19 protein-coding genes are annotated in these 24205 nt (G+C 69.4%); 9 read left to right on the top strand and 10 right to left on the bottom strand.

What is annotated here, in order from left to right; translation table 11 throughout:
- Positions 1-1017: a MaoC family dehydratase gene (locus JF781_RS02820; protein WP_225330342.1), complete on the bottom strand. Its 1017-nt coding sequence runs from the start codon at positions 1015-1017 to the stop codon at positions 1-3.
- 132 nt (positions 1018-1149) lie between these two features.
- On the opposite strand from JF781_RS02820, the gene JF781_RS02825 reads away from it, so the two are divergent.
- The gene (locus JF781_RS02825) at positions 1150-2295 is read left to right on the top strand and encodes an acyl-CoA dehydrogenase family protein (RefSeq protein ID WP_225330343.1); all 1146 of its coding nucleotides are present in this window, start codon (positions 1150-1152) and stop codon (positions 2293-2295) included.
- An 83-nt stretch (positions 2296-2378) separates the two neighbouring features.
- On the top strand, positions 2379-2828 hold the full coding sequence (locus JF781_RS02830) for a CD225/dispanin family protein (protein WP_225330344.1): 450 nt from the start codon (positions 2379-2381) through the stop codon (positions 2826-2828).
- A 25-nt stretch (positions 2829-2853) separates the two neighbouring features.
- Here JF781_RS02830 and JF781_RS02835 read toward each other — a convergent pair whose 3' ends face one another.
- Positions 2854-3795 carry an enoyl-CoA hydratase/isomerase family protein gene (locus JF781_RS02835; protein WP_225330345.1) on the bottom strand — a complete coding sequence of 314 codons (942 nt, stop codon included), beginning with the start codon at positions 3793-3795 and terminating at the stop codon, positions 2854-2856.
- 3 nt (positions 3796-3798) lie between these two features.
- Positions 3799-5328, bottom strand: coding sequence for a fatty-acid--CoA ligase FadD4 (gene fadD4 / locus JF781_RS02840; RefSeq protein ID WP_225330346.1), 1530 nt, complete (start codon positions 5326-5328; stop codon positions 3799-3801).
- Positions 5329-5516: 188 nt separating this feature from the next.
- On the opposite strand from fadD4, the gene JF781_RS02845 reads away from it, so the two are divergent.
- Positions 5517-6602: a sensor domain-containing diguanylate cyclase gene (locus JF781_RS02845; RefSeq protein WP_225330347.1), complete on the top strand. Its 1086-nt coding sequence runs from the start codon at positions 5517-5519 to the stop codon at positions 6600-6602.
- Here JF781_RS02845 and JF781_RS02850 read toward each other — a convergent pair whose 3' ends face one another.
- The 3 genes from JF781_RS02850 to JF781_RS02860 all read right to left on the bottom strand — a co-directional run bounded on the left by JF781_RS02850 (position 6603) and on the right by JF781_RS02860 (position 11227).
- The gene (locus JF781_RS02850; protein ID WP_225330348.1) at positions 6603-8429 is read right to left on the bottom strand and encodes a phosphoenolpyruvate carboxykinase (GTP); all 1827 of its coding nucleotides are present in this window, start codon (positions 8427-8429) and stop codon (positions 6603-6605) included.
- A gap of 138 nt (positions 8430-8567) precedes the next feature.
- A complete protein-coding gene (locus JF781_RS02855) occupies positions 8568-10133 on the bottom strand; it encodes a hypothetical protein (protein WP_255640908.1) in 1566 nt (521 codons plus the stop codon).
- The gene (locus JF781_RS02860; protein WP_225330349.1) at positions 10127-11227 is read right to left on the bottom strand and encodes a hypothetical protein; all 1101 of its coding nucleotides are present in this window, start codon (positions 11225-11227) and stop codon (positions 10127-10129) included. Before JF781_RS02860 ends, JF781_RS02855 begins: the two co-directional genes overlap by 7 nt.
- A gap of 193 nt (positions 11228-11420) precedes the next feature.
- Here JF781_RS02860 and trmB point away from each other — a divergent pair, with 193 nt between their 5' ends.
- Genes trmB through JF781_RS02875 form a run of 3 tightly spaced genes read left to right on the top strand, consistent with a single transcriptional unit; the run spans position 11421 to position 15854 of the window.
- Positions 11421-12203 (top strand): tRNA (guanosine(46)-N7)-methyltransferase TrmB, encoded by a 783-nt coding sequence (gene trmB / locus JF781_RS02865; protein WP_225330353.1) that lies wholly within the window; start codon positions 11421-11423, stop codon positions 12201-12203.
- A gap of 14 nt (positions 12204-12217) precedes the next feature.
- Positions 12218-12940: an NYN domain-containing protein gene (locus JF781_RS02870; RefSeq protein ID WP_225330350.1), complete on the top strand. Its 723-nt coding sequence runs from the start codon at positions 12218-12220 to the stop codon at positions 12938-12940.
- A gap of 58 nt (positions 12941-12998) precedes the next feature.
- Positions 12999-15854, top strand: coding sequence for an MMPL family transporter (locus tag JF781_RS02875; RefSeq protein WP_225341139.1), 2856 nt, complete (start codon positions 12999-13001; stop codon positions 15852-15854).
- Between the two features lie 32 nt (positions 15855-15886).
- On the opposite strand, the gene JF781_RS02880 is transcribed toward JF781_RS02875, so the two are convergent.
- A complete protein-coding gene (locus JF781_RS02880) occupies positions 15887-17023 on the bottom strand; it encodes an AI-2E family transporter (RefSeq protein ID WP_225330404.1) in 1137 nt (378 codons plus the stop codon).
- 157 nt (positions 17024-17180) lie between these two features.
- On the opposite strand from JF781_RS02880, the gene JF781_RS02885 reads away from it, so the two are divergent.
- Positions 17181-18359 carry a YbhN family protein gene (locus JF781_RS02885; RefSeq protein WP_225330403.1) on the top strand — a complete coding sequence of 393 codons (1179 nt, stop codon included), beginning with the start codon at positions 17181-17183 and terminating at the stop codon, positions 18357-18359.
- Here the strand turns inward: JF781_RS02885 and JF781_RS02890 are convergent.
- A complete protein-coding gene (locus JF781_RS02890; protein WP_225330402.1) occupies positions 18356-18904 on the bottom strand; it encodes a hemophore in 549 nt (182 codons plus the stop codon). The two genes, JF781_RS02885 and JF781_RS02890, sit on opposite strands and share 4 nt — an antisense overlap.
- 341 nt (positions 18905-19245) lie before the next feature.
- On the opposite strand from JF781_RS02890, the gene JF781_RS02895 reads away from it, so the two are divergent.
- Together JF781_RS02895 and JF781_RS02900 are read left to right on the top strand one after the other, a co-directional pair.
- Positions 19246-22311 (top strand): efflux RND transporter permease subunit, encoded by a 3066-nt coding sequence (locus tag JF781_RS02895; protein ID WP_225330401.1) that lies wholly within the window; start codon positions 19246-19248, stop codon positions 22309-22311.
- The gene (locus tag JF781_RS02900) at positions 22308-22856 is read left to right on the top strand and encodes a helix-turn-helix transcriptional regulator (protein ID WP_225330400.1); all 549 of its coding nucleotides are present in this window, start codon (positions 22308-22310) and stop codon (positions 22854-22856) included. The genes JF781_RS02895 and JF781_RS02900 overlap by 4 nt, the downstream gene beginning before the upstream one ends.
- 1 nt (position 22857) lies before the next feature.
- Here JF781_RS02900 and JF781_RS02905 read toward each other — a convergent pair whose 3' ends face one another.
- Both JF781_RS02905 and JF781_RS02910 read right to left on the bottom strand, forming a co-directional pair.
- Positions 22858-23541: a hypothetical protein gene (locus tag JF781_RS02905; protein WP_225330399.1), complete on the bottom strand. Its 684-nt coding sequence runs from the start codon at positions 23539-23541 to the stop codon at positions 22858-22860.
- A complete protein-coding gene (locus tag JF781_RS02910) occupies positions 23538-24176 on the bottom strand; it encodes a hypothetical protein (protein WP_225330398.1) in 639 nt (212 codons plus the stop codon). The genes JF781_RS02905 and JF781_RS02910 overlap by 4 nt, the downstream gene beginning before the upstream one ends.
- Between the last annotated feature and the right edge of the window lie 29 nt (positions 24177-24205).

A 24205-nucleotide genomic window follows, 5' to 3' on the forward strand; every position in this document is an offset into this window, starting at 1 on the left:
TTAGAACTGCAGCGCGCGGAACCGCCAGTCCAGCACCGGCCGGTCCGGGCCCTCCTCCGCCTCGCCAACCGCATACACCAGCGACCGCAGCCCGAGCACTCCCCCGTGCTCGGTCGGTTCGGCAAATTCGATGTGCAGCTCGCTGTAGAGCGTGTCACCCTCGTGCACGGGGCCGGTGTGATCGCACGACTGCCAGCCCAGCACGGTGACCAGGTTGGGCAGCAGCCTGCAGGCCTGCGCGAGCGCCAGCCCGATGGTATGCCCGCCGTACACCAGCCGGCGTCCGCCGGCCCGCGAATCATGGTGGGTCGCAGCGATATTGAGGGTGAGCCGGGCGAGTTCGGGGGCGCCGGTGACGACGTCGGCGGTGCTGTGCAGCACCGAGCCCGCCTGGTCGGGGTCGAAGTGCGGCCCGGGCACCTTGGTGCGGAAAACCGCGGCGTCCCACTGGGCGGTCGGATCGTGGGCCGGGGCGGGCACGTCGGCGCCGATGGTGGACAGGTCGTCGTGCGGTGCGTTGTCGGGATCGAAATCCGGACTGGCGGGCAGCATGCCGCAGCGGTAGAAGTCGAGCACCAATTGGTCGGCCTGGTCGATCGTGATCATCCGCAGCGCCGCCAAGCCCGTTGGGGCGCGGCCCGGCTTGGGTGAATTGGCCCGCAGCCCAACCACTTCGGTGCGGGTATAGAGGGAATCGCCGATGACCGGGAACCGGTGAAACACCAGGCCGCGATAGAACAGGTTGGCCTTGACCCGCTGCGTCGCCAGCGTCGACTGGCCGATCGCCACGTCGCACACCAGCGCCGGGTGCGCCAGCGGCGCGGGCAGCCCCGTCACGGCCCCAGACAGATCGGCGTCGAGCGCCAGGCGCAGCCTGTCCCCGACGATCGCCTGGTGCGCGCCCGCCAAGCCGGACGACAGCGTCATCGACGGCGCCCAGTCGAACACCTGCCCCACCGAGAGGTCGTCGAAGTACGGTCCACCCTCGCGAATCCGCGCATACCCGTCACTAGTCACAACGCCACATGCTGGCAGGCTGTGGAATCGAGGGTCAATCCGGATCAGGCCCCAACGTCGACTTGTCGTGCCGATTCTTGAGGTTTTGCCGACCAAGTCGACGTTCGGCGCGAATCGTTGAGGTGCTGACAGGTGAATGACGAAGAGGACATGCTGGTCGCCACGGTGCGGGCGTTCATCGACCGCGAGGTCAAGCCGAGCGTGCGCGAGGCCGAACACGCCAATGCCTATCCCGAGGCGTGGATCGAGCAGATGAAGCGGATCGGCATCTACGGGCTGGCCGTGCCCGAGGAGTACGGCGGTTCGCCGGTGTCGATGCCGTGCTACGTGCGGGTCACCGAAGAATTGGCGCGTGGCTGGATGAGCCTGGCCGGCGCGATGGGCGGGCACACGGTGGTCGCCAAGCTGCTGACGCTGTTCGGCACCGAGGAGCAGAAGCGGTCCTACCTGCCGCGGATGGCCAGTGGGGAGGTGCGCGCCACCATGGCGTTGACCGAGCCCGGCGGCGGCTCCGACCTGCAGAACATGGCGACCACCGCGCGCAGCGACGGCGCCGGCGCTCTGGTGATCAACGGGTCCAAGACCTGGATCAGCAACGCCCGCCGCTCCGGGCTGATCGCCCTGTTGTGCAAGACCGACCCGAACGCCACGCCGCGCCACACCGGCATCTCGATCGTGCTCGTCGAGCACGGGCCGGGCCTGACGGTGTCGCGGGATCTGCCCAAGCTGGGCTACAAGGGCGTGGAGTCCTGCGAGCTGTCCTTCGACGATTTCCGGGTGCCGCAAACGGCGATACTGGGTGGCGTTGCGGGCGAAGGCTTTTCACAGATGATGAAGGGGCTCGAAACGGGGCGCATCCAGGTGGCCGCCCGCGCCCTGGGCGTGGCCACGGCCGCGCTCGAGGATGCGCTGGCCTACGCCCAGCAGCGGGAAAGCTTCGGGCGGCCGATCTGGCAGCACCAGTCGGTGGGCAATTACCTGGCCGACATGGCGACCAAACTCACCGCGGCGCGCCAGCTCACCCGTTACGCCGCCGAGCGCTACGACAGCGGTGAACGCTGCGACATGGAAGCCGGGATGGCGAAACTGTTCGCGTCCGAGGTGGCGATGGAGATCGCGCTGAACGCGGTGCGAATCCACGGCGGCTACGGCTATTCCACCGAATACGACGTGGAACGCTACTTCCGGGACGCGCCGCTGATGATCGTCGGCGAAGGCACCAACGAGATCCAACGCAATGTGATCGCCCGGCAACTGGTGACGCGGGGCGGGATCTGACCCGGGCTCGTCAATCGCGCGGCCGCAGAACGACGTTTGGGAGTATATTTGCCTGACTTCGAACCAAGGGAAAGGCAGCCGCCATGAGTTATCCTCCCGCGCCGCCCGGCGGTTCGCCAGAATGGCCGGGTCAACAACCGGAATGGCAGGGCCAGCCGCCGGGGTATCCGCCGCAGCAGCCGCCGGCGTGGCCGGGCCAGCCGCCCGCGGGATGGCCGGCGCCGCAGCCGGGCTGGCAGGGCCAGCCGGAACCGGAGAACTATCTGGTCTGGGCGATCCTGTGCACGGTGCTGTGCTGTTTGCCGTTGGGGATCGTCTCGATTGTGTACTCCAACAAGGTCTCCGGGCTGTGGGCGCAGGGCCGCTACGCCGAGGCGCAGGAGGCCGCCAACAACGCCAAGAAGTGGGCCATCATCGGCGCCATCGTGGGCGTCGTCGCCGCGGTGATCTTCGTGCTCATCTACGTCGTCGCCGGGGTGCTTGTCGTCTCCCATTTGCCCTCGACGACCACGACCACGTATTCGGGCTTCTGACGTCAAACGGGCCGCGTCGAGGTTGCTAGGTCTCGTCCACCAACCCCCAGGCCAGCGCGGTCTCGGCGTCGACGGTGTGGCCGGACAGCACGAGATACGCTGTGCGCCAACGCCCGATCCGGCGGGTGACGCTGACGGTGCCGCCGGCGCCGGGGATCAGCCCGAGCGCCAATTCGGGTAGCCCGAACACCGCGTCGCCGCGGGTGGTGACCCACCCGCAGAACGCGGCCATCTCCAGCCCGCTGCCCATCACGCGGCCGTGCACCTCGGCCCGGCACCCCCGGCCCAGCCGCGCGGTCAGCGCGTCGAGCGCCAGGGCCGGGCTGTGCCGGGTGCGGGCCAGGTGGGCGCTCGCCGGATCGGCGAAGGTGCCGAATTCGGCGAGGTCTCCACCGCTGCAGAACGATGGACCGTTGCCGCTCAACACGATGCCGGTCACCGAGGGATCCAGCTGCGCGACGGTCAGCGCCTCCAACAGCGCGGCGCGCGCATCCGTGGAGAACGCGTTGTGGCGTTGCGGCCGGTTGAAGGCGATGCGCACGATGTCGCCGTCGCGGTGCGCCCGCACCGGGTCGGCGATGTCGGGCATGCGGACCGGCCCGCGCTCCTGCAGCCACCGCGCGAACTCCGGGCCGGACTGCAGCGTCGAATACCCCAGCGACTCGGTCACCACCCCGGCCAGCGTCGGGCCGCCGGGGTCCACCGCGCGCAACACGTCGTCACAGATCCCGCTGGCGTGCGGCCATCGCTCGCAGCGTTCGGTCAGCTCACCCAGCGCATCGGGCACGGAATCGACCGTGACGACCCGGCGGTCGGCGCAGGCGTCCTCGGTCAGGGTGAAAGTCGCTGCGTCAAGCCAGGATCCGGACCGCGCGACGTCGGCGGCCGAGCCGACGGCGACGATCACGCCGGGCGGCGAGCCCGGGCCGCCCTGCGGCGCGCTCGACAGGTCGACCACCCGGAGCATCGGTCACACCGAGTACTTCTCGATCAGCCCGTTCTTGTAGAGCTTGCCGGTGTCGGTGCGCGGCAGCTGCGCTTCGAAGGCGATCGATCGCGGACATTTGTAGTGCGCCAGGCGATCCCGCAGCCAGCCGAGCAGCTCGTCGCCGAACGCGTCGGTGGCATCCGCGGGGTCGACGGTCTGCACGACCGCCATGACGCGCTGGCCCATCTCGTCGTCGGGAACACCGAACACCGCCGCGTCCATCACCTTGGGGTGGGTGACCAGAAGGTTCTCGGCTTCCTGCGGGTAGATGTTCACCCCGCCGGAGATGATCATGTGGTGGCGCCGGTCGGTCAGGTACAGGTAACCCTCGTCGTCGAGATAGCCGATGTCGCCGACGGTGGCCCAGCCGTGCTTGGAGCGCGACGACGCGGTTTTCGTTGGGTCGTTGAGGTATTCGAACGAATACCCACCCTCGAAGTAGATCTCGCCGGCCTGCCCGGGCGGCAGCTCGTTGCCGTTCTCGTCGAGGATGTGCACCGCACCACCCATGGGCTTGCCGACCGAACCCGGGTGCGCCAGCCAATCCTCAGCGGTGATCAGCGTGGACCCGTGCGCCTCCGAGGAGGCGTAATACTCGTCGATGATCGGCCCCCACCAGTCGATCATCTGCTTCTTGATCTCCACCGGGCACGGCGCCGCCGCGTGCATCACCCGCTGCAGACTGCCCAGGTCATACGAATGACGAACGTTCTCAGGCAGTTTCAGCATCCGGGTGAACATCGCCGGCACAAACTGGCCGTGGGTGACCCGGTGACGCTGGATGGCATCCAGGCAGCCTTGCGCGTCGAACTTCTCCATGACCACGGTGGTGATGCCGCCCGCCTGCGCGCTCATCGACCACACCGAGGGCGCCGTGTGGTACAGCGGCGCGGGGCTGAGGTAGACCGAATCGGGCGTCATCCAGAAACCGACCAGCGCCGACATCATGCCGGGCGCCTCGGCCGGGGGGACGTGCGGCAACTCGCGCTTGATGCCCTTGGGCCGGCCGGTGGTCCCCGACGAGTACTGCAGCAGGTCGCCCTCGATTTCGTCGTCGATCGGGGTATCAGGTTGGCCGGCAACGCATTCCGGGTAACACTCCCAGCCCGGCAGGCCATCGTCTTCGTTCTCGGCGGCGATCAGCAACAGTTCCGGCAGCCCGCGCGGCAGGTGCTCGGCGAGGCCGGCGCAGGTCTCGCGCAGCGCGGCCGAGCCGATGATCGCCTTGGCGGCGCTGTTGTCGACGATGTAGGCGGCCTCCGCCGCGGTCAGGTGGGTGTTGATGGGCACGTAGTACAAACCGCTGCGGCGAGCGGCCCACATCACCGCGTGGATGTGCTCGTTGTTCTCCATCAGGATGGCGACCGTGTCACCCTCGCGCAGACCCGCCTGGCGGAACCGGTGCGCCAGGCGATTGGCGCGGGCCTCGAGGTCATCGAAGGTGATGACCGTCCCGGACGGGTACAGGATGACAGCAGGTTTGTCGGCGCCGAGATACGGGCGGATCTGCATGCGCAGACTGTACCGCCGCCAAACTTGACGGGTGTTAAGTGGTGGGTGGGCCCGGGACTTTCTGCGTCAATCCCGGCGCGCGGCGCGCGTCGACAGCCATAATGCAGTCAAGTAGACCGCCGTGGGCCCTGGTACCCGACCTTGGTGAGCAACGCGGCGGGATGCGCCACTGTCGCACGGAGGTGCGCATGACCGCCGGGCAAGAATCGGAGCCTGCCGCATCCACTTTCGCCGTTTCCGACTATGTCGACGGCATGGAGCGGCTCGTGCACGCCATTCAGGAGCTGTCGCTGGCGCGTAGCCTGCCCGACCTGCAGCGCATCGTCCGCTCCTCGGCGCGCGAGCTCACCGGCTGCGACGGCGCGACGTTCGTGCTCCGCGACAACGACAGCTGCTATTACGCCGACGAGGACGCGATCGCCCCGCTGTGGAAGGGCAGCCGCTTCCCCATCAGGTCCTGCATCAGCGGCTGGGCGATGCTCAACCGCGACGCGGCCGTGATCCCCGACATCTACGGCGACCCGCGCATCCCGCACGCCCTGTACCGCCCCACCTTCGTCAAGAGCCTGGTCATGGTGCCGATCCGCAAGCTCGAACCGATCGGCGCGATCGGCAACTACTGGGCCAACCCGCATCACCCGTCCGACCAAGAGGTCCACCTGCTGCAGGCTTTGGCGGATTCGACGTCGATCGCGATGGAGAACGTGCAGGTCTACTCCGAGCTGGAACGGCGGGTGCGCGACCGCACCGCCGCGCTCGAGGACGCCAACGAGGAGATCCGCCGGCTGTCGGTCACCGACGAGCTGACCGGGTTGAACAATCGACGGGGCTTCTACCTACTGGCCGAGCAGAAACTTCGCGGGTCGCACCACCTCGGCCACAACTGCGTGCTCGCGTTCCTCGACGTCGACGGGCTCAAGAAAGTCAACGACGAGCTCGGCCACGACACGGGCGACCGCCTCATCAAGGATGTCGCCCGGGTGCTGCGAACCATCCGGCGCGAGTCCGACATCCTCGCCCGCATCGGCGGCGACGAATTCTGTGTGATGGTCACCGAAAGCGCCGGCGACACCCCGTCGCTCGAAGAGCGGCTCGCGCTCGCGTTCGAGAATTTCAACGCGACCATCGACCGGCCCTACCGTCTCTCGGCCAGCATCGGCTTCGTGCGGGCGCCGGTTTCCGACGGCGCGAACGTGGGCGAACTGCTCGCCCGCGCCGACAAGCTGATGTACGCGCAGAAGAAGGCCAGCCCCAATTCGCGGCTGGCGGGCTGATCAGCCCGCTTCGGACAGCCGCTGCTTGAGCGCCTCGAACTCGTCGCGGACGCCGGTCGGCAGCTTCTCGCCGACGAACTCGAACCACTCCTCGATCTGCGGCAGTTCCTCGCGCCACTCGGCGGCGTTGACCGCCAGCGCCTGGGCCACCTCGTCGCTGCTGGCGTCGAGCCCGTCCAGGTCGAGGTCCTCGGCCTTCGGCACGATGCCGATCGGGGTGTCCTGGCCGCCGGCCTTGTGCTCGATGCGGTCGACGATCCACTTGAGCACCCGGCTGTTCTCGCCGAAGCCCGGCCACAGGAAGCCGCCGTCCTCGCCGCGACGGAACCAGTTGACGAAGAACACCTTCGGCATCTTGGACTCGTCGGCGTTCTTGCCCAGGTCGAGCCAGTGCTGGAAGTAGTCACCGACGTGGTACCCCAGGAACGGCAGCATGGCCATCGGGTCGCGGCGGACGGTGCCCACCTTGCCCTCGGCGGCGGCGGTCTGCTCGCTACCCATGGTGGCGCCCATGAACACGCCGTGCTGCCAGTCGCGCGCCTGCGTCACCAGCGGGACGGTCGTCTTGCGGCGGGCGCCGAACAGGATGCCCGAGATCGGCACGCCCTGCGGGTCGTCCCACTCCGGCGCCAGGATCGGGCACTGCGACATCGGCGTGCAGTAGCGCGAGTTCGGGTGGGCGGCCTTCTCGTCGGAGTCGGGCGTCCAGTCGCGGCCCTTCCAGTCGACCAGGTGCTGCGGGTCGCCCTCCAGGCCCTCCCACCACACGTCGTTGTCGTCGGTGAGCGCGACGTTGGTGAAGACGGTGTTGCCGGCCTCGATGGTGCGCATGGCGTTGGGGTTGGACTTCCAGTTGGTGCCCGGCGCGACGCCGAAGAAACCGAACTCGGGGTTGACCGCGTACAGCCGGCCGTCCTTGCCGAACCGCATCCAGGCGATGTCGTCGCCGAGCGTCTCGGCGCGCCAGCCCGGGATGGTCGGCTGCAGCATCGCCAGGTTGGTCTTGCCGCACGCCGACGGGAACGCCGCGGCGAAGTAGTACGCCTTGTTCTCCGGGGAGATGAGCTTGAGGATCAGCATGTGCTCGGCGAGCCAGCCCTCGTCGTGGGCCATGGCCGAGGCGATCCGCAGCGAGTAGCACTTCTTGCCCAGCAGCGCGTTACCGCCGTAGCCCGAGCCGTAGCTCATGATCTCGCGGGTCTCCGGGAAGTGGGTGATGTACTTGGTGTCGTTGCACGGCCACGGCACGTCCTGTTGGCCTTCGTCCAGGGGCGCCCCCACCGAGTGCAGCGCCTTGACGAAGAACCCGTCGTCGCCCATCTTCTCCAGCGCGGCCTTGCCCATCCGGGTCATCACCTTCATCGAGATGACGACGTACTCGGAGTCGGTGATCTCCACACCCAGCTTCGGGTCGTCGGCGCCCAGCGGACCCATGCAGAACGGCACCACCCACATGGTCCGGCCACGCATGCAGCCCCGGTACAGGTCGGTCATGATGGACCGCATCTCGGACGGGTCCATCCAGTTGTTGGTCGGCCCGGCGCCGCTCTCCTGCTCGGTGCAGATGAATGTCCGCGATTCCACCCGCGCCACGTCGGACGGGTCGGACAGCGCCAGGTAGGAGTTGGGGTGCTTCTTCTCGTTGAGCTTCTTCAGGGTGCCGGCCTCGACCAGTTGCCCGGCCAGCCGGTTGAACTCCTCGTCGGAGCCGTCAGCGAACACCACCCGGTCGGGCTGGGTGAGCTCGGCAACCTCCTGCACCCATGACAGCAGGCCCTGGTGATTCGTGGGTGCTGTGTCCAAACCGGGAATGGTCGCTGAGGTCATCGAACTCTCCTGGATTCGTTGCGTATCGGGCTCGTGTGCTCGGTATGCCGTCGCCCACATAATTAAGGACTTGGTGGCGTTAACTACAGGTTATCGTGAGGAACTTGTCGGGGAAGTCTCGGGCAGGTATAAGCCTTCTCACAACAACGATTCAGAAGCTCCCGACGGGTCGCCATCTTCGCTCCTCGAAGCGGGTTTTTCGGTTTCGTCACCACCGGCATCTTCGGCAGGACTTTCAGCCGGTTGTATACCCGGTTCTCCGAGTTCTGCACGCACCGCCCGCAGCGCCGCGGCGACCGCCGGCATCTCCCGATCCCGCGCGGCCGCAGCCCGCGCGGCGGCCAGCGCGTGCTCGCGCAGTTCGGTGTCGATGACGCCGACGGCGGCCGACGCCTGCGCGTTCTCGGCCTCGTCGTGGGCCAGCAACGCTTTGCTCAGCACCGACTCGGCGACCAGCACCCGGGTGGCGACCAGTTCCTCGACCACCGACCGCAGCGACGACGTCGCGTCGCCCGCCCAGCGGTCCAGCAGCGCCCGGTCGTGCAGCAGCCCGCGCAGGTTGATCACCAGAAAGGTGAGCGCCACCGAGATCGCCACGCACGCCACGGCCGCGACGACGGCGAGCCCGGGGTTGAGCCGCGAGACCACGCCGCTCATCAGCCGGCTCAGCGTGAGCGCCACCCCCAGCCCGAAGCCGACACCCAGCAGGATCATCAGCCAGGTTTCCTGCCGCCGCGACTTCAGCGGCGGCGCCGCGACATCCACCTGCGGGAGCTTCTCGACCGACGGCAGGTCCATCGGCACGCCCACCACCTGCGCGACGTCGGCCAGCTGCGCGTCCGTGCCGTCGTTGACCTCGGCCACCACCTCGTCGAGGCGGGCGCGCGTGTGCGCCTCGAACCCGGACATGTCGCCCCGCGACAATCCCGCCGCGTGCTCCTGCAGCTCGGTGCGCGCCGTCGCGCACTGGTTACGCGCGGAGTGCGACAACTGCACCCGAGCCTGCTGGATCTGACCGCGCAGCGTGATGGTGCGTTCGCTCTTCGCCTGCCGCCGCTGCTGCAACGCCGTGCTGCGTTCTTCGCGCAGCGCCTCGACCCGCGCGCGGCGACCCGATCCCTCGACGTCGCGGTCGAACCGCCGCTTGACCGTTTGTAGGCGAGATTCCCACGCCCGCAACCTGTTTCGCCGGGCGAGGTCGGGGTCGTCGAGTTGCGCCGCGACGGCGCCGACCAGGTCGTCGACGTCCGGCTCACCGACGTCGGGCAGGGCCGCCGCGCCCACCCACGTCACCCGGCCGAAGCGCGGCGCGTGCGCGGCCAGCGCGTCGCGGTTGGCGGCGACGACCTCACGCCAGTTGCGATGCACGTCGATCTTGGACACCACCCCGACCACCGCGTCGGTGTGCTCGGTCGCGGCGTCCAGCAGTGCGCAGTCGGAGGCCGTCAGATGGGCCGCCGCGGACACGACGAACACCACCGCCATCGGCACCTCGCCGGGCCCCAGGTCGGTCGACTCCACGAACTTGTGCTGCGGAAGGCGCCCTTGCAGCGCCGTGGCCACCGCGCTCACCCCGGCCATCCACGGGCCGGTCACCAGCACCACGTCACAGCGCTGAACGGCCGGCGGATCCAGATCCGGCGCCGCCGCGGCCACCAACGCGTCCACCCGTGCGACGGGATCGTTGCCCTCGCCGCTCACCAGGATTCCCCCGGCAGTGACGCGCAGGCCTGCGACCACAGCCGCAGCGATCCGCGGGCGATGTCCGCGCCGCAGGCGCGGTGCAGCTCACTCGCCGAGGCGCGGCTGTAGCGCTGCCACCGCACGGCGCGCGGCAGGTGCGCGGACGGGTCGCGGTCCACGCCGGCCGACTCGGGGCCGCCCGGGTCCAGCCCGGCCGCCTCGGCCAGATCCACCGCGGCCGCCATCCGGGCGACCACCGTGTCGTCGCGGGACAGGAACCCGCCGATCCGCTCGCCGAGCTCGCCCCCGCCGGCGGCCAGCGCCTCCAATTCCGCGACGGCCCCGAGCACCCGCTGGTAGCGCACCTCGGCGCCGAGCGCGCCGACCTTGGCCAGGACGGCGTCGACGCCGCTCATCCGGCGCAGCAAGGCGCGGACCTGCGCCCGGGACCTGCCCTGGCGGAGCGCGGCGACCGCCAGCGCGGTGCCGAACAGGTCGAGGGTGTCCAGCAGGCGCTGACGCACGCCGGTGGGCACCGGGCCGTCCGCCGCCAGGAAGTCGGCGAACGAGCCGTCCAGGCACGCGGCGGCCCCGGGGTGCGTGGCGAGCGCGTGTAGCGCCGCCCACAGCGGGTTGTCCTCGGCGTCGTCCAGCGCGTCGAGCGCGTCCCCGAGCAGGCCGATCATCGGCTCCATGGGCACGCCGATCAGCGCCGACAGGTCGGCGGACCGCGCCCGGGCGGCCGCGATCGGCCCGTCACCGCGCCGGCCCGACAGATCGGCCTTGTTCAGCACCGCCACCACCGGGTGCCCGGCGGCCGCGATGGCATGGGCGTCCTCGGGCTTGACCACCTCCGCGACCACGTAGACGACCACGTCGGCGCCGCGGTCGGGCGCCGCCGCGCTCACCTGGAGGTCCGTCGCGATCCCCGACGCGCCTCCCGCCCGGTCCAGCGCGCGGGCCACCGTGCGGCGGCCGACCCCCCGGCGGCCGCGGACCACCACCCGCAGCGGTGCGGCGGTTCGCCGGGCGATCGCCGTCACCCGCGGGTCGACGAGCCCGTCGGCAAACCGCGCCAGCTCATCGACGAAAATCTGGTGTCCCTGTCCCCTCATATCCCGCCTGTTCGGTCCGAATGACCCGATCGCCCCGTCGGCGTCGCCGCTACCGCGTGCAGCGCCGGCGCCGGGCGGCCCCACCGAATGGTGGCATCCACGTCGCCAAGAAGCGAGCCACCGTTAATCAGTTACCAGTTGAAGGCAACTGTTGGGTATCAATCCGGACCAGGGGCGGCTACATCCAAGGTTTATAGGCCACCATGGACAAATGCATGCGCAGCGCGGGGTGGCGATGTCTGCCGACACGCCGATCGGGGAATCGGCCCGCCCCGACCAGCGCTACCTCCCCGCGACGGCGTTCCGGTCGCGACGGTCCGCCCTGTCCGACGCCCAGCGCCAGACGTGGGAGCGGCGCTGGCCCGAACTCGGCCTGTCGGTGGGCGCCCCCGCGGACGGAACCGGCGGCGAAGAGCCGCCGCTGGACACCCGCTCGTGGTTCGGACGCCAGGCGCCCCTGGTGCTCGAAATCGGTTGCGGCAGCGGCACATCGACGCTGGCGATGGCCAAGGACGAGCCCGGCGTCGATGTGGTCGCGGTGGAGATCTACCGGCGGGGGCTGGCGCAGTTGCTGTGCGCGATCGACCGCGACGCGGTGACCAACATCCGGCTGATCCGCGGCAACGCGCTCGACGTGCTGCAGCGGCTCATCACCCCGGCGTCGCTGACCGGGGTGCGCGTCTTCTTCCCCGATCCGTGGCCCAAGGCGCGCCACCACAAGCGCCGGTTCCTGCAGCCCGGCACGATTGGCTTGATAGCCGACCGGCTACTCCCTGGTGGTGTCCTGCACGTTGCGACGGACCACGCCGGCTATGCCGAACACATCGCCGAAGTCGGCGCGGGCGAGTCCCGGCTGCGCCGGGCCGACCCCGACAGCCGGCTGCCGATCTCGACCGTTCGCCCGACCACCAAGTACGAGACGAAAGCCCAAGAAGCGGGCAGCGCCGTCACCGAGTTCGTTTGGCTTAGACGATGAATAGGCGATGAGCTATGAGCCTGACTGAAACCTCCACCGCCGGAGCAGAACCCGTCGCGCCGCCGGCGGTGCTGTCCGCCGATGACGTGGGGACCCTGGGCGGCTTTTCGCCTTCGGGCGGGCGCGTCTTGCTGGTCTGGGACGCCCCCAACCTCGACATGGGCCTGGGCTCGATCCTGGGTCGGCGCCCGACGGCGTTGGAACGCCCGCGGTTCGACGCCCTGGGACGCTGGCTGCTGGCGCGGACGGCCGAGGTCAGCGCCGAACGCCCGGGCGTGGTCGTCGAACCCGAGGCCACCGTGTTCACCAACATCGCGCCGGGCAGCGCCGACGTCGTCCGGCCCTGGGTGGACGCCCTTCGTAACGTGGGGTTCGCGGTGTTCGCCAAGCCGAAGATCGACGAGGACAGCGACGTCGACCGCGACATGCTGGCCCACATCGAACTGCGGCGCAGCGAGGGGCTGGCGGCCGTGGTGGTGGCTTCGGCCGACGGCCAAGCGTTTCGCGAACCGCTCGAGGAGATCGCCCGAACCGGCATCAGCGTCCAAGTGATCGGATTTCGCGAACATGCGAGTTGGGCGCTAGCGTCGGATACCTTGGACTTCGTTGACCTGGAGGACATCGCCGGCGTCTTCCGGGAACCATTGCCGCGGATCGGCCTAGATTCGCTGCCTGACCAGGGTGCGTGGCTGCAGCCGTTCCGGCCGCTGTCAGCGCTGTTGACCGCGCGTGTGTGACACTGAAAAACCAGTGCGCGGGTCGCTGCAGACTAAGTCGATCCAGTAAGGAGCTTGCGTGTTCGCCTGGTGGGGTCGAACTGTGTACCGATATCGGTACATCGTGATCGGGGTCACGGTAGCTCTGTGTCTGCTCGGCGGCGTTTTCGGAATCAGCCTGGGCAAGCATGTTACACAGAGCGGCTTCTACGACGACGGCAGTCAATCCGTCAAGGCGTCGGTGCTGGGCGACCAGACCTACGGCCGGGACCGCACCAGCCACGTGGTGGCCACGTTCACCGCCCCCAGCGGGAAGACGGTCGACGACCAGGCGTGGCGGGACAAGATCGTCGCCGGCCTCAACAAGTTCAAGACCGACCATCCCGACCAGGTCGTCGGCTGGGCCGGCTGGCTGGCGGCACCCGAGAGCACCAACCCGGTCATCAAGGGGATGGTGAGCGAGGACAAGAAGCACACCTTCGTGTCCATCCCGCTCAAGGGCGACGACGACGACACCATCCTCAACAATTACAAGGACATCGCGCCGGATCTGCAGAAGCTCGACGGCGGCACGGTGCAGCTGGCCGGCCTCGAGCCGATCGCCAACGCCTTGACCGGCACCATCGCCACCGACCAGCGCCGCATGGAGGTGCTGGCGCTGCCGTTGGTGACGGTCGTGCTGTTCCTGGTGTTCGGGGGCGCGGTCGCCGCCGGCCTGCCGGCCATCGTCGGCGGGCTGAGCATCGCGGGCTCGTTGGGCATCCTGCGCCTCGTCGCCGTGTTCGGGCCGGTGCACTTCTTCGCCCAGCCGGTGGTCTCGCTGATCGGCCTGGGTATCGCCATCGACTACGGGCTGTTCGTGGTGAGCAGGTTCCGGGAGGAGATAGCCGAGGGCTACGACACCGAGGCCGCGGTGCGGCGCACGGTGATGACGGCCGGTCGCACCGTGACGTTCTCGGCGGTGCTGATCATCGCGTCGAGCGCCAGCCTGCTGGTGCTGCCGCAGGGCTTCGTGCATTCGCTGACCTACGCGATCTTCGCGGCGGTGGGGCTCGCGGCGCTGCTGTCGATCACGTTCCTGCCCGCGTGCCTGGGCATCCTCGGCCGGCACGTCGACGCGCTGGGGGTGCGGACCGCGTTCCGAGTGCCGTTCCTGCGCAACTGGAAGTATTCGCGCGCCTACCTGAACTGGCTGGCCGACCGGCTGCAGAAGACGAAGACCCGCGAAGAGGTCGAGGCCGGCTTCTGGGGCAAGCTGGTGAACTGGGTGATGAAGCGGCCGTTGGCGTTCGCCATCCCGATCGCCGTCGGCATGATCTTGTTGGTCATCCCGCTGAGCAACCTGTCGTTCGGCGGCATGAGCGAGAAGTACCTGCCGCCGGACAACCCCGTGCGCCAGGCGCAGGAGCATTTCGACAAGCTCTTCCCGGGGTACCGCACCGAGCAGCTGACGGTGGTGATCCAGAGCGACAACCACAGCAAGGTCACCGATCAGCAGGTCGCCGACATCCGCAACAGGATCTCCTCGATCGGCGGGTTCACCGACAAGACGTGGGAGGAACGGGCCTGCCCGACCATCGCCGGCAATCCCTGCGTCGCCGGTCCGAACGGGACGACGGTGCCCAAGGACGGCTCGGTGCGGGTGATCCAGAACGGCTTGGCCAACCGCAATGACGCCGCCAAGAAGATCACCGAACTGCGCTCGGTGAACCCCCCGAAGGGGCTGAACCTGTACGTCGGCGGCACCCCGGCGCTGGAACAGGACAGCATCCACAGCCTGGCCGAGAACGGCCCGTTGATGCTGGTGTTGCTGCTCAGCGCCACGCTGCTGCTGATGTTCCTGGCGTTCGGATCGGTGGTGTTGCCGATCAAGGCGGTGCTGATGAGCGCGCTCACCCTGGGATCCACGCTGGGGATCCTGACGTGGATCTTCGTCGACGGGCACCTGTCGGGCGTGCTGAATTTCACCCCCACTCCGCTGATGGTGGTGCTCATCGCGCTGGTTGTCGCCGTCGGTTTCGGCCTGGCCACCGACTACGAGGTGTTCCTGGTATCGCGCATGGTCGAGGCGCGCGAACGGGGCATGTCGACCGCCGAGGCCATCCGGATCGGCACCGCGACCACCGGGCGGCTGATCACGGCCGCCGCGCTGGTGCTGGCCGTGGTCGCCGGTTCGTTCGTGTTCTCCGACCTGGTGTTGATGAAGTATCTGGCCTTCGGTCTGATGGCGGCGCTGCTGCTGGACGCGACCGTCGTCCGGATGTTCCTGGTGCCGTCGGTGATGAAGTTGCTCGGCGACGACTGCTGGTGGGCGCCGCGCTGGGCCCGGCGCCTGCAGAACAAGATCGGGCTGGGCGAGATCGATCTGCCCGATGAGCGCAAGCGGCCGACGCTCAACGGTCGGCCCGCGCGGCCGCCGGTGGCGGCCAGCCTGGTCGCCGCGACGCCGCGCCCGCCGCACGACCCCACCCACCCCGCCCCGCTGGAGCCGTCGCGACCGGCGCGCCCCGCGGCGGCCGGTCCGCCGGAGCCCAGGCCCGCCCAGGACCCGTCCTCGCGGGCGGACGACAGCGTGGATACCACCCGCATCCCGGCCCGGCCGAGCCAGCCGACCGAGGCCAAGACCACCCGCTTCTCCGCGCAGAGCGGCCCCGCCAGGGAGCGGCCGGCCGACCCGCGCCCCGCGACCCAGCCCGCACCGCAGGGCCCGCACGCGCCGCAGCGCCCCCCGTCGTCGGCGGCGCCGCCGTCCGGCGATCAGACCCGGGCCATCCCCGTGCCCGGCCACCATTCCGACGACCCCGACGGCACCGCCGCCGGCGAGGCCGCGAACCCCCGCGGCCAGGGCGAGAACGGCGACCCCGCGCGGCAGCGGCGCCGCTCCGGCGGCGGGCTGTCCGCCGCGGATCTGCTGCGCCGCGAGGGACGGTTATAGGAAAGCCCCCCGACATATCCTGACGGTCGGTATCAGCCGGGTTTGTCCGGTTCGGCCTGCAGGATGGCGTTCTTCTCGTCCGCCTCCTCGGTCTGCTTTTCGGCTTCCGCCTCGGGGTTGGGCGCCAGCAACACCTGGAACGCGTTGTTGAGGAACGCGACCGTCGGGACGGCCAGCAGGGCGCCGACGATCCCGGCGAGGACGCCGCCGGTGGAGATGGCCAGCACCACGGCGAGCGGGTGAATCGAGACCGCGCGGCCCATCACCAGCGGCTGCAGCAGGTGGGCCTCCATCTGGTTGACCGCGATCAGCACCCCCAGCGTGATGAGCGCGTACACAATGCCCTTGGCCAACAGGGCGACCACCACGGCCAGCAGGCCCGAAACCAGCGCACCGATCAGCGGGATGAAGGCGCCCAGGAACACCAGCGAGGCCAGCGGCAGCGCGAGCGGGATCCCCATGATCGCCAAGCCCGTGCCCACCCCGGCCGCGTCGGTCAGAGCCACCAGAAAGGTGGCCCGCACGTACCCGATCAGCGACCCGTACCCGGCGTTGCCGGCCTCGTGCACCCGGTCGCGGACGTCGGACGGGATGATCTGCACCACGTAGCGCCAAATGTTGCGCCCACCGTAGAGAAAGAAGATCAGCGTGAACAGCACCAGCACCGCGGCGGTGACCAGCTCCGTGACGGTGGCCGCGGTGGACAGCGCGCCGCTGGTCAGCTTGGCCTGATTGTTGTGCAGCGCCTCGATGGCGGCGTTGCCCGCGCTGTCGATCTGTTCGCTGCGCAAATGCGCCGGCCCGTTGATCAGCCATCGGCGGGTCGACTCGATGCTCTGCGTCACCTGTTCGGTCAGGCCGGGCAGGCCGTCGATGAACTGCAGGATGACGAACGCCAGGATGCCGCCCAGGATCGCGAAGCCGCCCAGCAGGACCAGCGCCACCGCGCCGCCGCGGGGCAGGCCCCGCCGATCCAGCCAGTCGACGACCGGCACCAGCAACGCGCTCAGCAGCAGCGCCACCAGCACCGGGACGACGATGATTTCGAGCTTCTTGACCACCCACAACAGAGCGACCGCGGCGGCCAGGATGACGAGCAAACGCCACGCCCAGGCTGCGGTCTTGCGTACTAGGGGTTCAACCGACGCATCGTCGACGTTTGCTGACATTTGGCCAGCCTATCGGTCGCGGCGCCGACCCGAACCCGTTCGGAAGGTCCCGCCCGTCGGCCGCAACCGTCGGAGCCGGCACGATCCGGTTACGACGGCGACACAGTCGGCGGCGCGCAGCGATCGCCGCGCCACCTGCACCGTTACCCTAAATCACGTGCCGTACGACGCACCCGCCCGCAATCTCGACTTCCCGCGCGAACAAACCCCGCGCGGGAAGTACTGGTGGGTGCGCTGGGTCATCCTCGGGATGGTTGCCATCGTGCTTGCCGTCGAGGTTTCCCTGGGCTGGGATCAGCTGGCCAAAGCCTGGATGAGCCTGTACGAGGCGAACTGGTGGTGGTTGCTCGCCTCCGTTGTCGCGGCGGCCGCGTCGATGCACAGCTTTGCTCAGATCCAGCGCACCCTGCTCAAGTCGGCCGGCGTGCACGTCAAGCAGCTGCGCTCGGAGGCCGCGTTCTATGCCGCCAACTCGCTGAGCACCACGCTGCCCGGCGGGCCCGTGCTGTCGGCGACGTTCCTGTTCCGGCAGCAGCGGCTCTGGGGCGCCTCGACCGTGGTGGCGTCGTGGCAGCTGGTGATGTCGGGCGTGCTGCAGGCGGTGGGATTGGCGTTGCTCGGGTTGGGCGGCGCCTTCCTGCTGGGCGCGAAGAACAACCCGTTCTCGTTGCTGTTCACGCTCGGCGGTTTCGTCGCCCTGCTGCTGCTGGCGCAGGCCGTCGCGTCGCGGCCGGAGCTGATCGAAGGCATCGGCAGCCGGGTCCTGGCCTGGGTCAACTCGGTGCGCGGCAAGCCGGCCGACACCGGCCTGGACAAGTGGCGCGAGACGCTGATGCAGCTCGAATCGGTGAGCCTGGGCCGGCGCGACCTGGGCGTGGCGTTCGGGTGGTCGATGTTCAACTGGGTGGCCGACGTCGCCTGCCTCGGCTTCGCCGCCTACGCCGCCGGGGACCACGCGTCGGTGGCCGGGCTGACCGTCGCCTACGCCGCGGCCCGCGCGGTCGGCACCATCCCGTTGATGCCCGGCGGGCTGCTGGTCGTCGAGGCGGTGCTGGTTCCGGGGCTGGTCTCGAGTGGGATGTCGCTGTCGAGCGCGATCTCGGCCATGCTGATCTACCGGCTGATCAGCTGGCTACTCATCGCCGCGGTCGGCTGGGTGGTGTTCTTCTTCGTGTTCCGCACCGAGAACGTCGCCGACTCCGACGACGACGCGATCACGGGTCCGCTGCCGATCGTGCAGCAGCCGAGCGCCGCTTCCGCCGACCCGACCCAGGCCGCCCTGCAGGGGCCGCTGCCGCCGGATCGGAGTCCGGAAACCGAGGGGCGGGACAGCTAGCCGACGGTGTTGCCGCGCGGCGGGCCCGAGAGCGGGTTGGTGGCACCGGGAGACGCGGGCTGCGGCGCGGCGGGCGGGGCGCCCGTTCCGCCCAGCGGCGAAGCGCCCGCGGGGTTACCGGGCAGCGCGGGGAGCGCACCGGCCGCGCCCTGCGCCTGCTGCATCATGCCCATCATCTGGGGGATCGAGATCGGCAGCTTGCACTGCAGCGACAGGTTGGTCAACGGCTGCGCGATCGACGTCATGTCGCCGGCGACCTTGGGGTTGGCGTCGAAGTAGGACTTCAGCCCGTTCAACGACTGCGGCCCCGCCTGCTGCTGCAGCATCGAGGTCATCGTCTGGTTGGTCTCCGGGTGCGAATCCAGGTAGTCACCCACCGACTTGGACACCGAGCCGATGGTGCGGGCGACCTCGCTGGCCGCGCACGGGTCGTTGGCGCCGGTCGCCGGCGGCCCGGCGAGCACCGCGACGGCGGCGCCGGGCACGGTGGCGGCGATCAGCCCCGCGAGGATTCTGCGACGCCGTCCAGCGCTGCCTGTCGTCATGGATAACTCCTTATTGTTTGCGCGGCCCCGCCAAGATCGGCGCCGCGCAAACGGCTGCAAGAGACGGCCCCACTGATCCCTGGGCACCCCGTAATCCCCCGGGGCCCCGCCAGGCCAATCGACATCCTGCCATCGCGATATCAGCGCTGCCAGCCGAGAACCGCTCGTGTGACCGAAGTCCCGCTTGATCACCAGTTCACAACGACTTCGCAGCGTCTCCGCAACGACGCTGTCATCGCAGCTCAGGAACTAGATAAGCCCACATATAGCACAGCATGCTGCGGTATCCTCGCCTGCACGCGTCACGCGAGAACCGGGGAGCGAGAAAAATCCAGCAGTTAATGATGCGCCTCAGCCGCAGCCTGCGTAAGTACCGCTGGTTGGTCTTCACAGGCTGGTTGCTGGCATTGGTTCCGGCGGTCTACCTGGCGCTGACGCAATCCGGCAACCTCACCGGCGGCGGTTTCGACGTGGCCGGTTCCCAGTCGCTGGCGGTCCACGACCAGCTCGAGGAGCTCTACCACGACCAGGGCGGATCGTCGCTGGCGCTGGTGGCCGCGCCCCGCGCCGACGCCAGCTACCAGGACATGAGCGAGGCGGTCACACAGCTGCGTCGACTCGCCGCCGAGGTCCCGGGAACCGCGGAGATCCCCAATCCCACCCAGCGGCCGCCGCAACCCGACCGGCCGTACGTGCTGTCGGTGCGGCTGGATTCCCGCAACACCAGCGATGTCGCCAAAAAGCTCCGCACGAAGGTCGGCATCAAGGGCGACCAGCCCGGCCAGACCGCCAACGGCCGGGTGCGGCTGTACGTCATCGGGCAGGGCGCGCTGAGCGCGGCCGCGGCCGCCAACACCAAGCACGACATCGCCGCCGCGGAACGGTGGAACCTCCCGGTCATCCTGATCGTGCTGCTCGCCGTGTTCGGGTCGCTGGCCGCCGCCGCGATCCCGCTGGCGCTGGGCGTGTGCACGGTCGTGGTGACGATGGGCCTCGTTTACCTGCTGTCCGCGTACACCACCATGTCGGTGTTCGTGACCTCGACGGTGTCGATGTTCGGGATCGCGCTGGCCGTGGACTATTCGCTGTTTATCTTGATGCGCTTCCGGGAGGAACTGCGGACCGGGCGCCAGCCCCGCGAGGCCGTCGACGCCGCGATGGCCACCTCGGGCCTGGCCGTGGTGTTGTCCGGGGCGACCGTCATCGCGTCCCTCACCGGGATCTACGTCATCAACACCCCGGCGCTGAAATCGATGGCCACCGGCGCGATCCTGGCCGTCGCGGTCGCGATGTTGACGTCGACCACCCTGACGCCGGCGGCGCTGGCGACGTTCGGCCGGGCGGCCGCCAAGCGGTCGGGCTTCCTGCACTGGTCGCGCCGGCCCGAGAGCACCCAGTCGCGGTTCTGGAACCGGTGGATCGGATGGGTGATGCGCCGGCCGTGGATGTCCGCGCTGGCGGCGTCGCTGGTGCTGCTCGTGATGGCCGCGCCCGCGGCGTCAATGGTGTTGGGCAACAGCCTGTTACGCCAATTCGACTCGTCCCACGAGATCCGCGCCGGGGTCGGCGCGGCCGCCCAGGCGCTCGGTCCGGGCGCGCTGGGCCCGATCCGGGTGCTGATCGAGTTTCCCGACGGCGGGGCGGCCTCGCCCGAACACAGCCACACCATCGGCGCCGTCCGCCAGCGGATGACGCAGGCACCCAACATCGTCTCGGTGTCGCCGCCCCAATACGCCGAGGACAACGGCAGCGCGCTGCTGTCCGCGGTGTTGTCGGTGGACCCCGAGGACATGCGGGCCCGCGAAACCGTGGGGTGGCTGCGCGCGCAGCTCCCCACGGTCCCCGAGGTGGGGACGGCGCGCGTGGACGTCGGCGGCCCGACCGCGCTGATCAAAGACTTCGACGACCAGGTGTCGGCGACCGAACCGCTGGTGCTGGGCTTCGTCGCGCTGATCGCGTTCGTGATGCTGCTGGTGTCCATCCACTCGGTGTTCTTGGCGCTCAAGGGCGTCCTGATGACGTTGCTGTCGGTGGCGGCCGCCTACGGCAGCCTGGTGATGGTCTTCCAGTGGGGGTGGCTGAAGGATCTCGGCTTCGCCCAGATCAGTTCGATCGACAGCACCGTTCCCCCGCTGGTGCTGGCGATGACCTTCGGGTTGTCGATGGACTACGAGATCTTCCTCCTCACCCGCATCCGCGAACGGTTCCTGCATTCGGGTAACACCCGCGACGCGGTGGCCTACGGCGTGAGCACCAGCGCCCGCACCATCACCAGCGCGGCGCTGATCATGATCGCGGTGTTCGTCGGGTTCGCGTTCGCCGGCATGCCGCTGGTGGCCGAGATCGGGGTGGCCTGCGCGGTGGCGATCGCCGTGGACGCCACCGTGGTGCGCCTGGTCATGGTTCCGGCGTTGATGGCGATGTTCGCCCAGTGGAACTGGTGGCTGCCGCCGTGGCTGTCCCGCGTGCTTCCGTCGGTCGACTTCGACCGACCGCTGCCGGAGGTCGACCTCGGCGACGTCGTGGTCATCCCCGACGACATCTCGGCGCTGGTGGCGCCCAACGCGGACCTGAAGATGGTGCTCAAGTCCGCCGCCAAGCTCAAGCACCTGGCGCCCGACGCCATCTGCGTGACCGATCCGCTGGCCTTCAGCGGCTGCGGGCGCGCCGCCGGTCAGCCATCGTCGGGCCCCGACGAGGAGCGGACCCGCGGCCTGGGGCCCGGGCAGATCCCCCACCAGGTCGCGCTGGGCGAGGAGAAGGTCGCCGTCGGGGTGGCCGCGGGCGAGAAGAAGACCGGCACCAACGGGCATGCCAACGGGTCTTCGGGAGCCAAGAAGCTGGTCGGGGGGCTGGCCTCACGCAATGGGCGCAATGGGATCGCCAAAGCCATCTCCGGGTCGGACCGGCCCGTTCATCCGGTGACGCTGTGGCGGGGCCGGCTGTCGGTCGCGATCGACGCGCTCGAGACGGACCCGGACGCCGCGTCGGCGGGGGCCGCCGACCGACCGAGATACGCGCGGCGCAGCCCGGTGGAGACCACCAACGTGCAACTGCCCACCGGCGACCGGTTGCTGGTCCCGACCGGGGCCGAGACCCTGCGGCTCAAGGGCTACCTCATCATGTGCCGTAACAGTCGCCGCGATTATGCCGACTTTGCAGACATGGTGGATTCGTTGGAACCCGAGACCGCCGCGGTGGTGCTGGCCGGAATGGACAGGTATTACTGTTGTGAATCGTCCAGGCGGCAATGGATCGCCACCCAGTTGGTCCGTCGACTCGCCGATCCCGATCCGTGCGACTACCCGGATGACCAGGGGTCGGAAGCCGACGCGAACGCGGACTGGGAGGGGATCAGGGAGCGCTGCCTGTCCGTGGCGGTCGCGATGCTGGAGGAGGCGAGGTGACGTTGGCACCCGACCGACGCACCCCACCGCCGCCCCGCCGGCCGGCCCCGCAACAGCGCAACCGCGGTAATGGGCCGTCCGAGGCGCCGTCCGGATCCCTTCCGGACCTCGACCAGCCGGTGGAGTTCTGGCCGACCTCCGCCATCCGTTCCGCGCTGCAGGGCGGTGACATCGCCACCTGGAAGCGCATCGCCGGCGCGTTGAAGCGTGACCCGTACGGGCGCACCGCCCGCCAGGTCGAGGAGGTCGTCGACGGCACCCGCCCCTACGGCATCGCCAAGGCGCTGTGGGAGGTGCTCGAGCGCGCCCGCGCCCACCTGGACGCCAACGAGCGCGCCGAGGTGGCGCGCCACGTGCGGCTGCTGGTCGACCGCTCGGGGCTCGCGCAGCGGGAATTCGCCTCCCGCATCGGCGTCAGCGCCGAGGAACTGGGCGGCTATCTCGACGGCAGCACCAGCCCGACGGCCGCGCTGATGATCCGGATCCGCCGATTGTCGGATCGGTTCGTCAAGGTGAAGTCCGGCCGCTCGGCCGAATCCAACTGAGCTACCGGATCGGCAGCACGTCGGCGACCAGCCAGTCGCTGCCGCGCTTGGTCAGCGTCACCCGCAGGGCCGGCGCCGCCTGACTGGGCGGCTGGCCCGGAACATTCTGGGTCACCCGCAGGACCACCGCCACGCTGGCGGCCGACGGCCCGAGGGCCTCGACGCCCGCCGAGACCGTGGCGGCTTGGGCGGTGACGTTGTGCCGGCCCAGCTCGGCGCTGGACTTGGTGTACTGCTCCTTGAACGCGGCGGCGTGCTCGGGGACGACCATGGCCGTGGCCCGGTCGATGGAACCGGTCGGCGCCGTCGGGCTGTACGACGCCATGGCCTCGGCCATGTCGGTGGCGATCCGCACGACCTTGCGGGAGTCGTCGGTGAAGTCGCGGTCCGCCTTCGTCCAGTGCGTGTAGCCGGTCGCGACGGCCGCCGCCAGGGCGGCCGTGCACAGCAGGACCACCGCCAACCGCAGCCCCGGTGCGTCGTCGTCGGTGCCGAGGCTGACCGAATCGCGGCGCAGCAGCCAGAAATTGATCAGCACCCCCTCGACGATCAGCAGGGCCAGCACCGAGCAGGCCGAGACCCACCACAGCGGCCAGCCGAGCACCACCCCGATGGCCAGCAACGCGGCGATCGCGGCCAGCGGGGCCAGGATGTCGAATGCGAAGAGTCGCCAGATGTTTCTCATCGGATCGAACTCAGTCCGGAGATCATCAGCTTGCCGTCCACGTCGGAGACCTGCAGCCGCAGGTTCCAGTGCACGGTCTGCGGCTTGGCGCCGACGTTTTCGCTGACCGACGTGGCCACCAGCATCACCGAGTCGCTACGGCTCGCGAACGGCGGCAACTTGGTCGTGACTGATTCCGATCCCGGGGGCCTGCCGGCGCCGGGCTGAGCGTCCAGTTCATGGTGCACGGTTTCGATCGCCACCGCCTCGATCCGCCCGGCGCTCTTGGACTGCAGCTTCTCTACCACGGCCCGGTAGGGCTGCACGGCGGCGTCGAAGTAGGTGTTGAGTTCCCCGACCGTGCCGTCGTGCAGCCGCTGCAGGCTGGCGTCGACGTTGCCGCTGTTCATGTTGATCAGCACGTTCGTCCACCCGGCGGCGGTCTGCATGACGCGGCTCAGGTAGCCGCGTTCGGCGACCTGGTCGCGGTGGCCCGCCCAGATGAGGACGCCGAGCACGACCGCGGCCACCGACAGCACGCCGAGAACCGTTGACGCGACACCGTAGTGGGAGAAGACCGCCCCGCCACCGGATTCGGCGTCGACGTCAACGGAGTCTTCTTCGGCAGGTGGCTCGGTGCGCTCGCCCTCGGACATGGCCCGATCGTTGCACCCGGCAAAGATGG

It is taken from the genome of Mycobacterium sp. WUMAC-067, assembly GCF_020217485.1.
In the GTDB taxonomy this organism is placed as follows: Bacteria; Actinomycetota; Actinomycetes; order Mycobacteriales; family Mycobacteriaceae; genus Mycobacterium.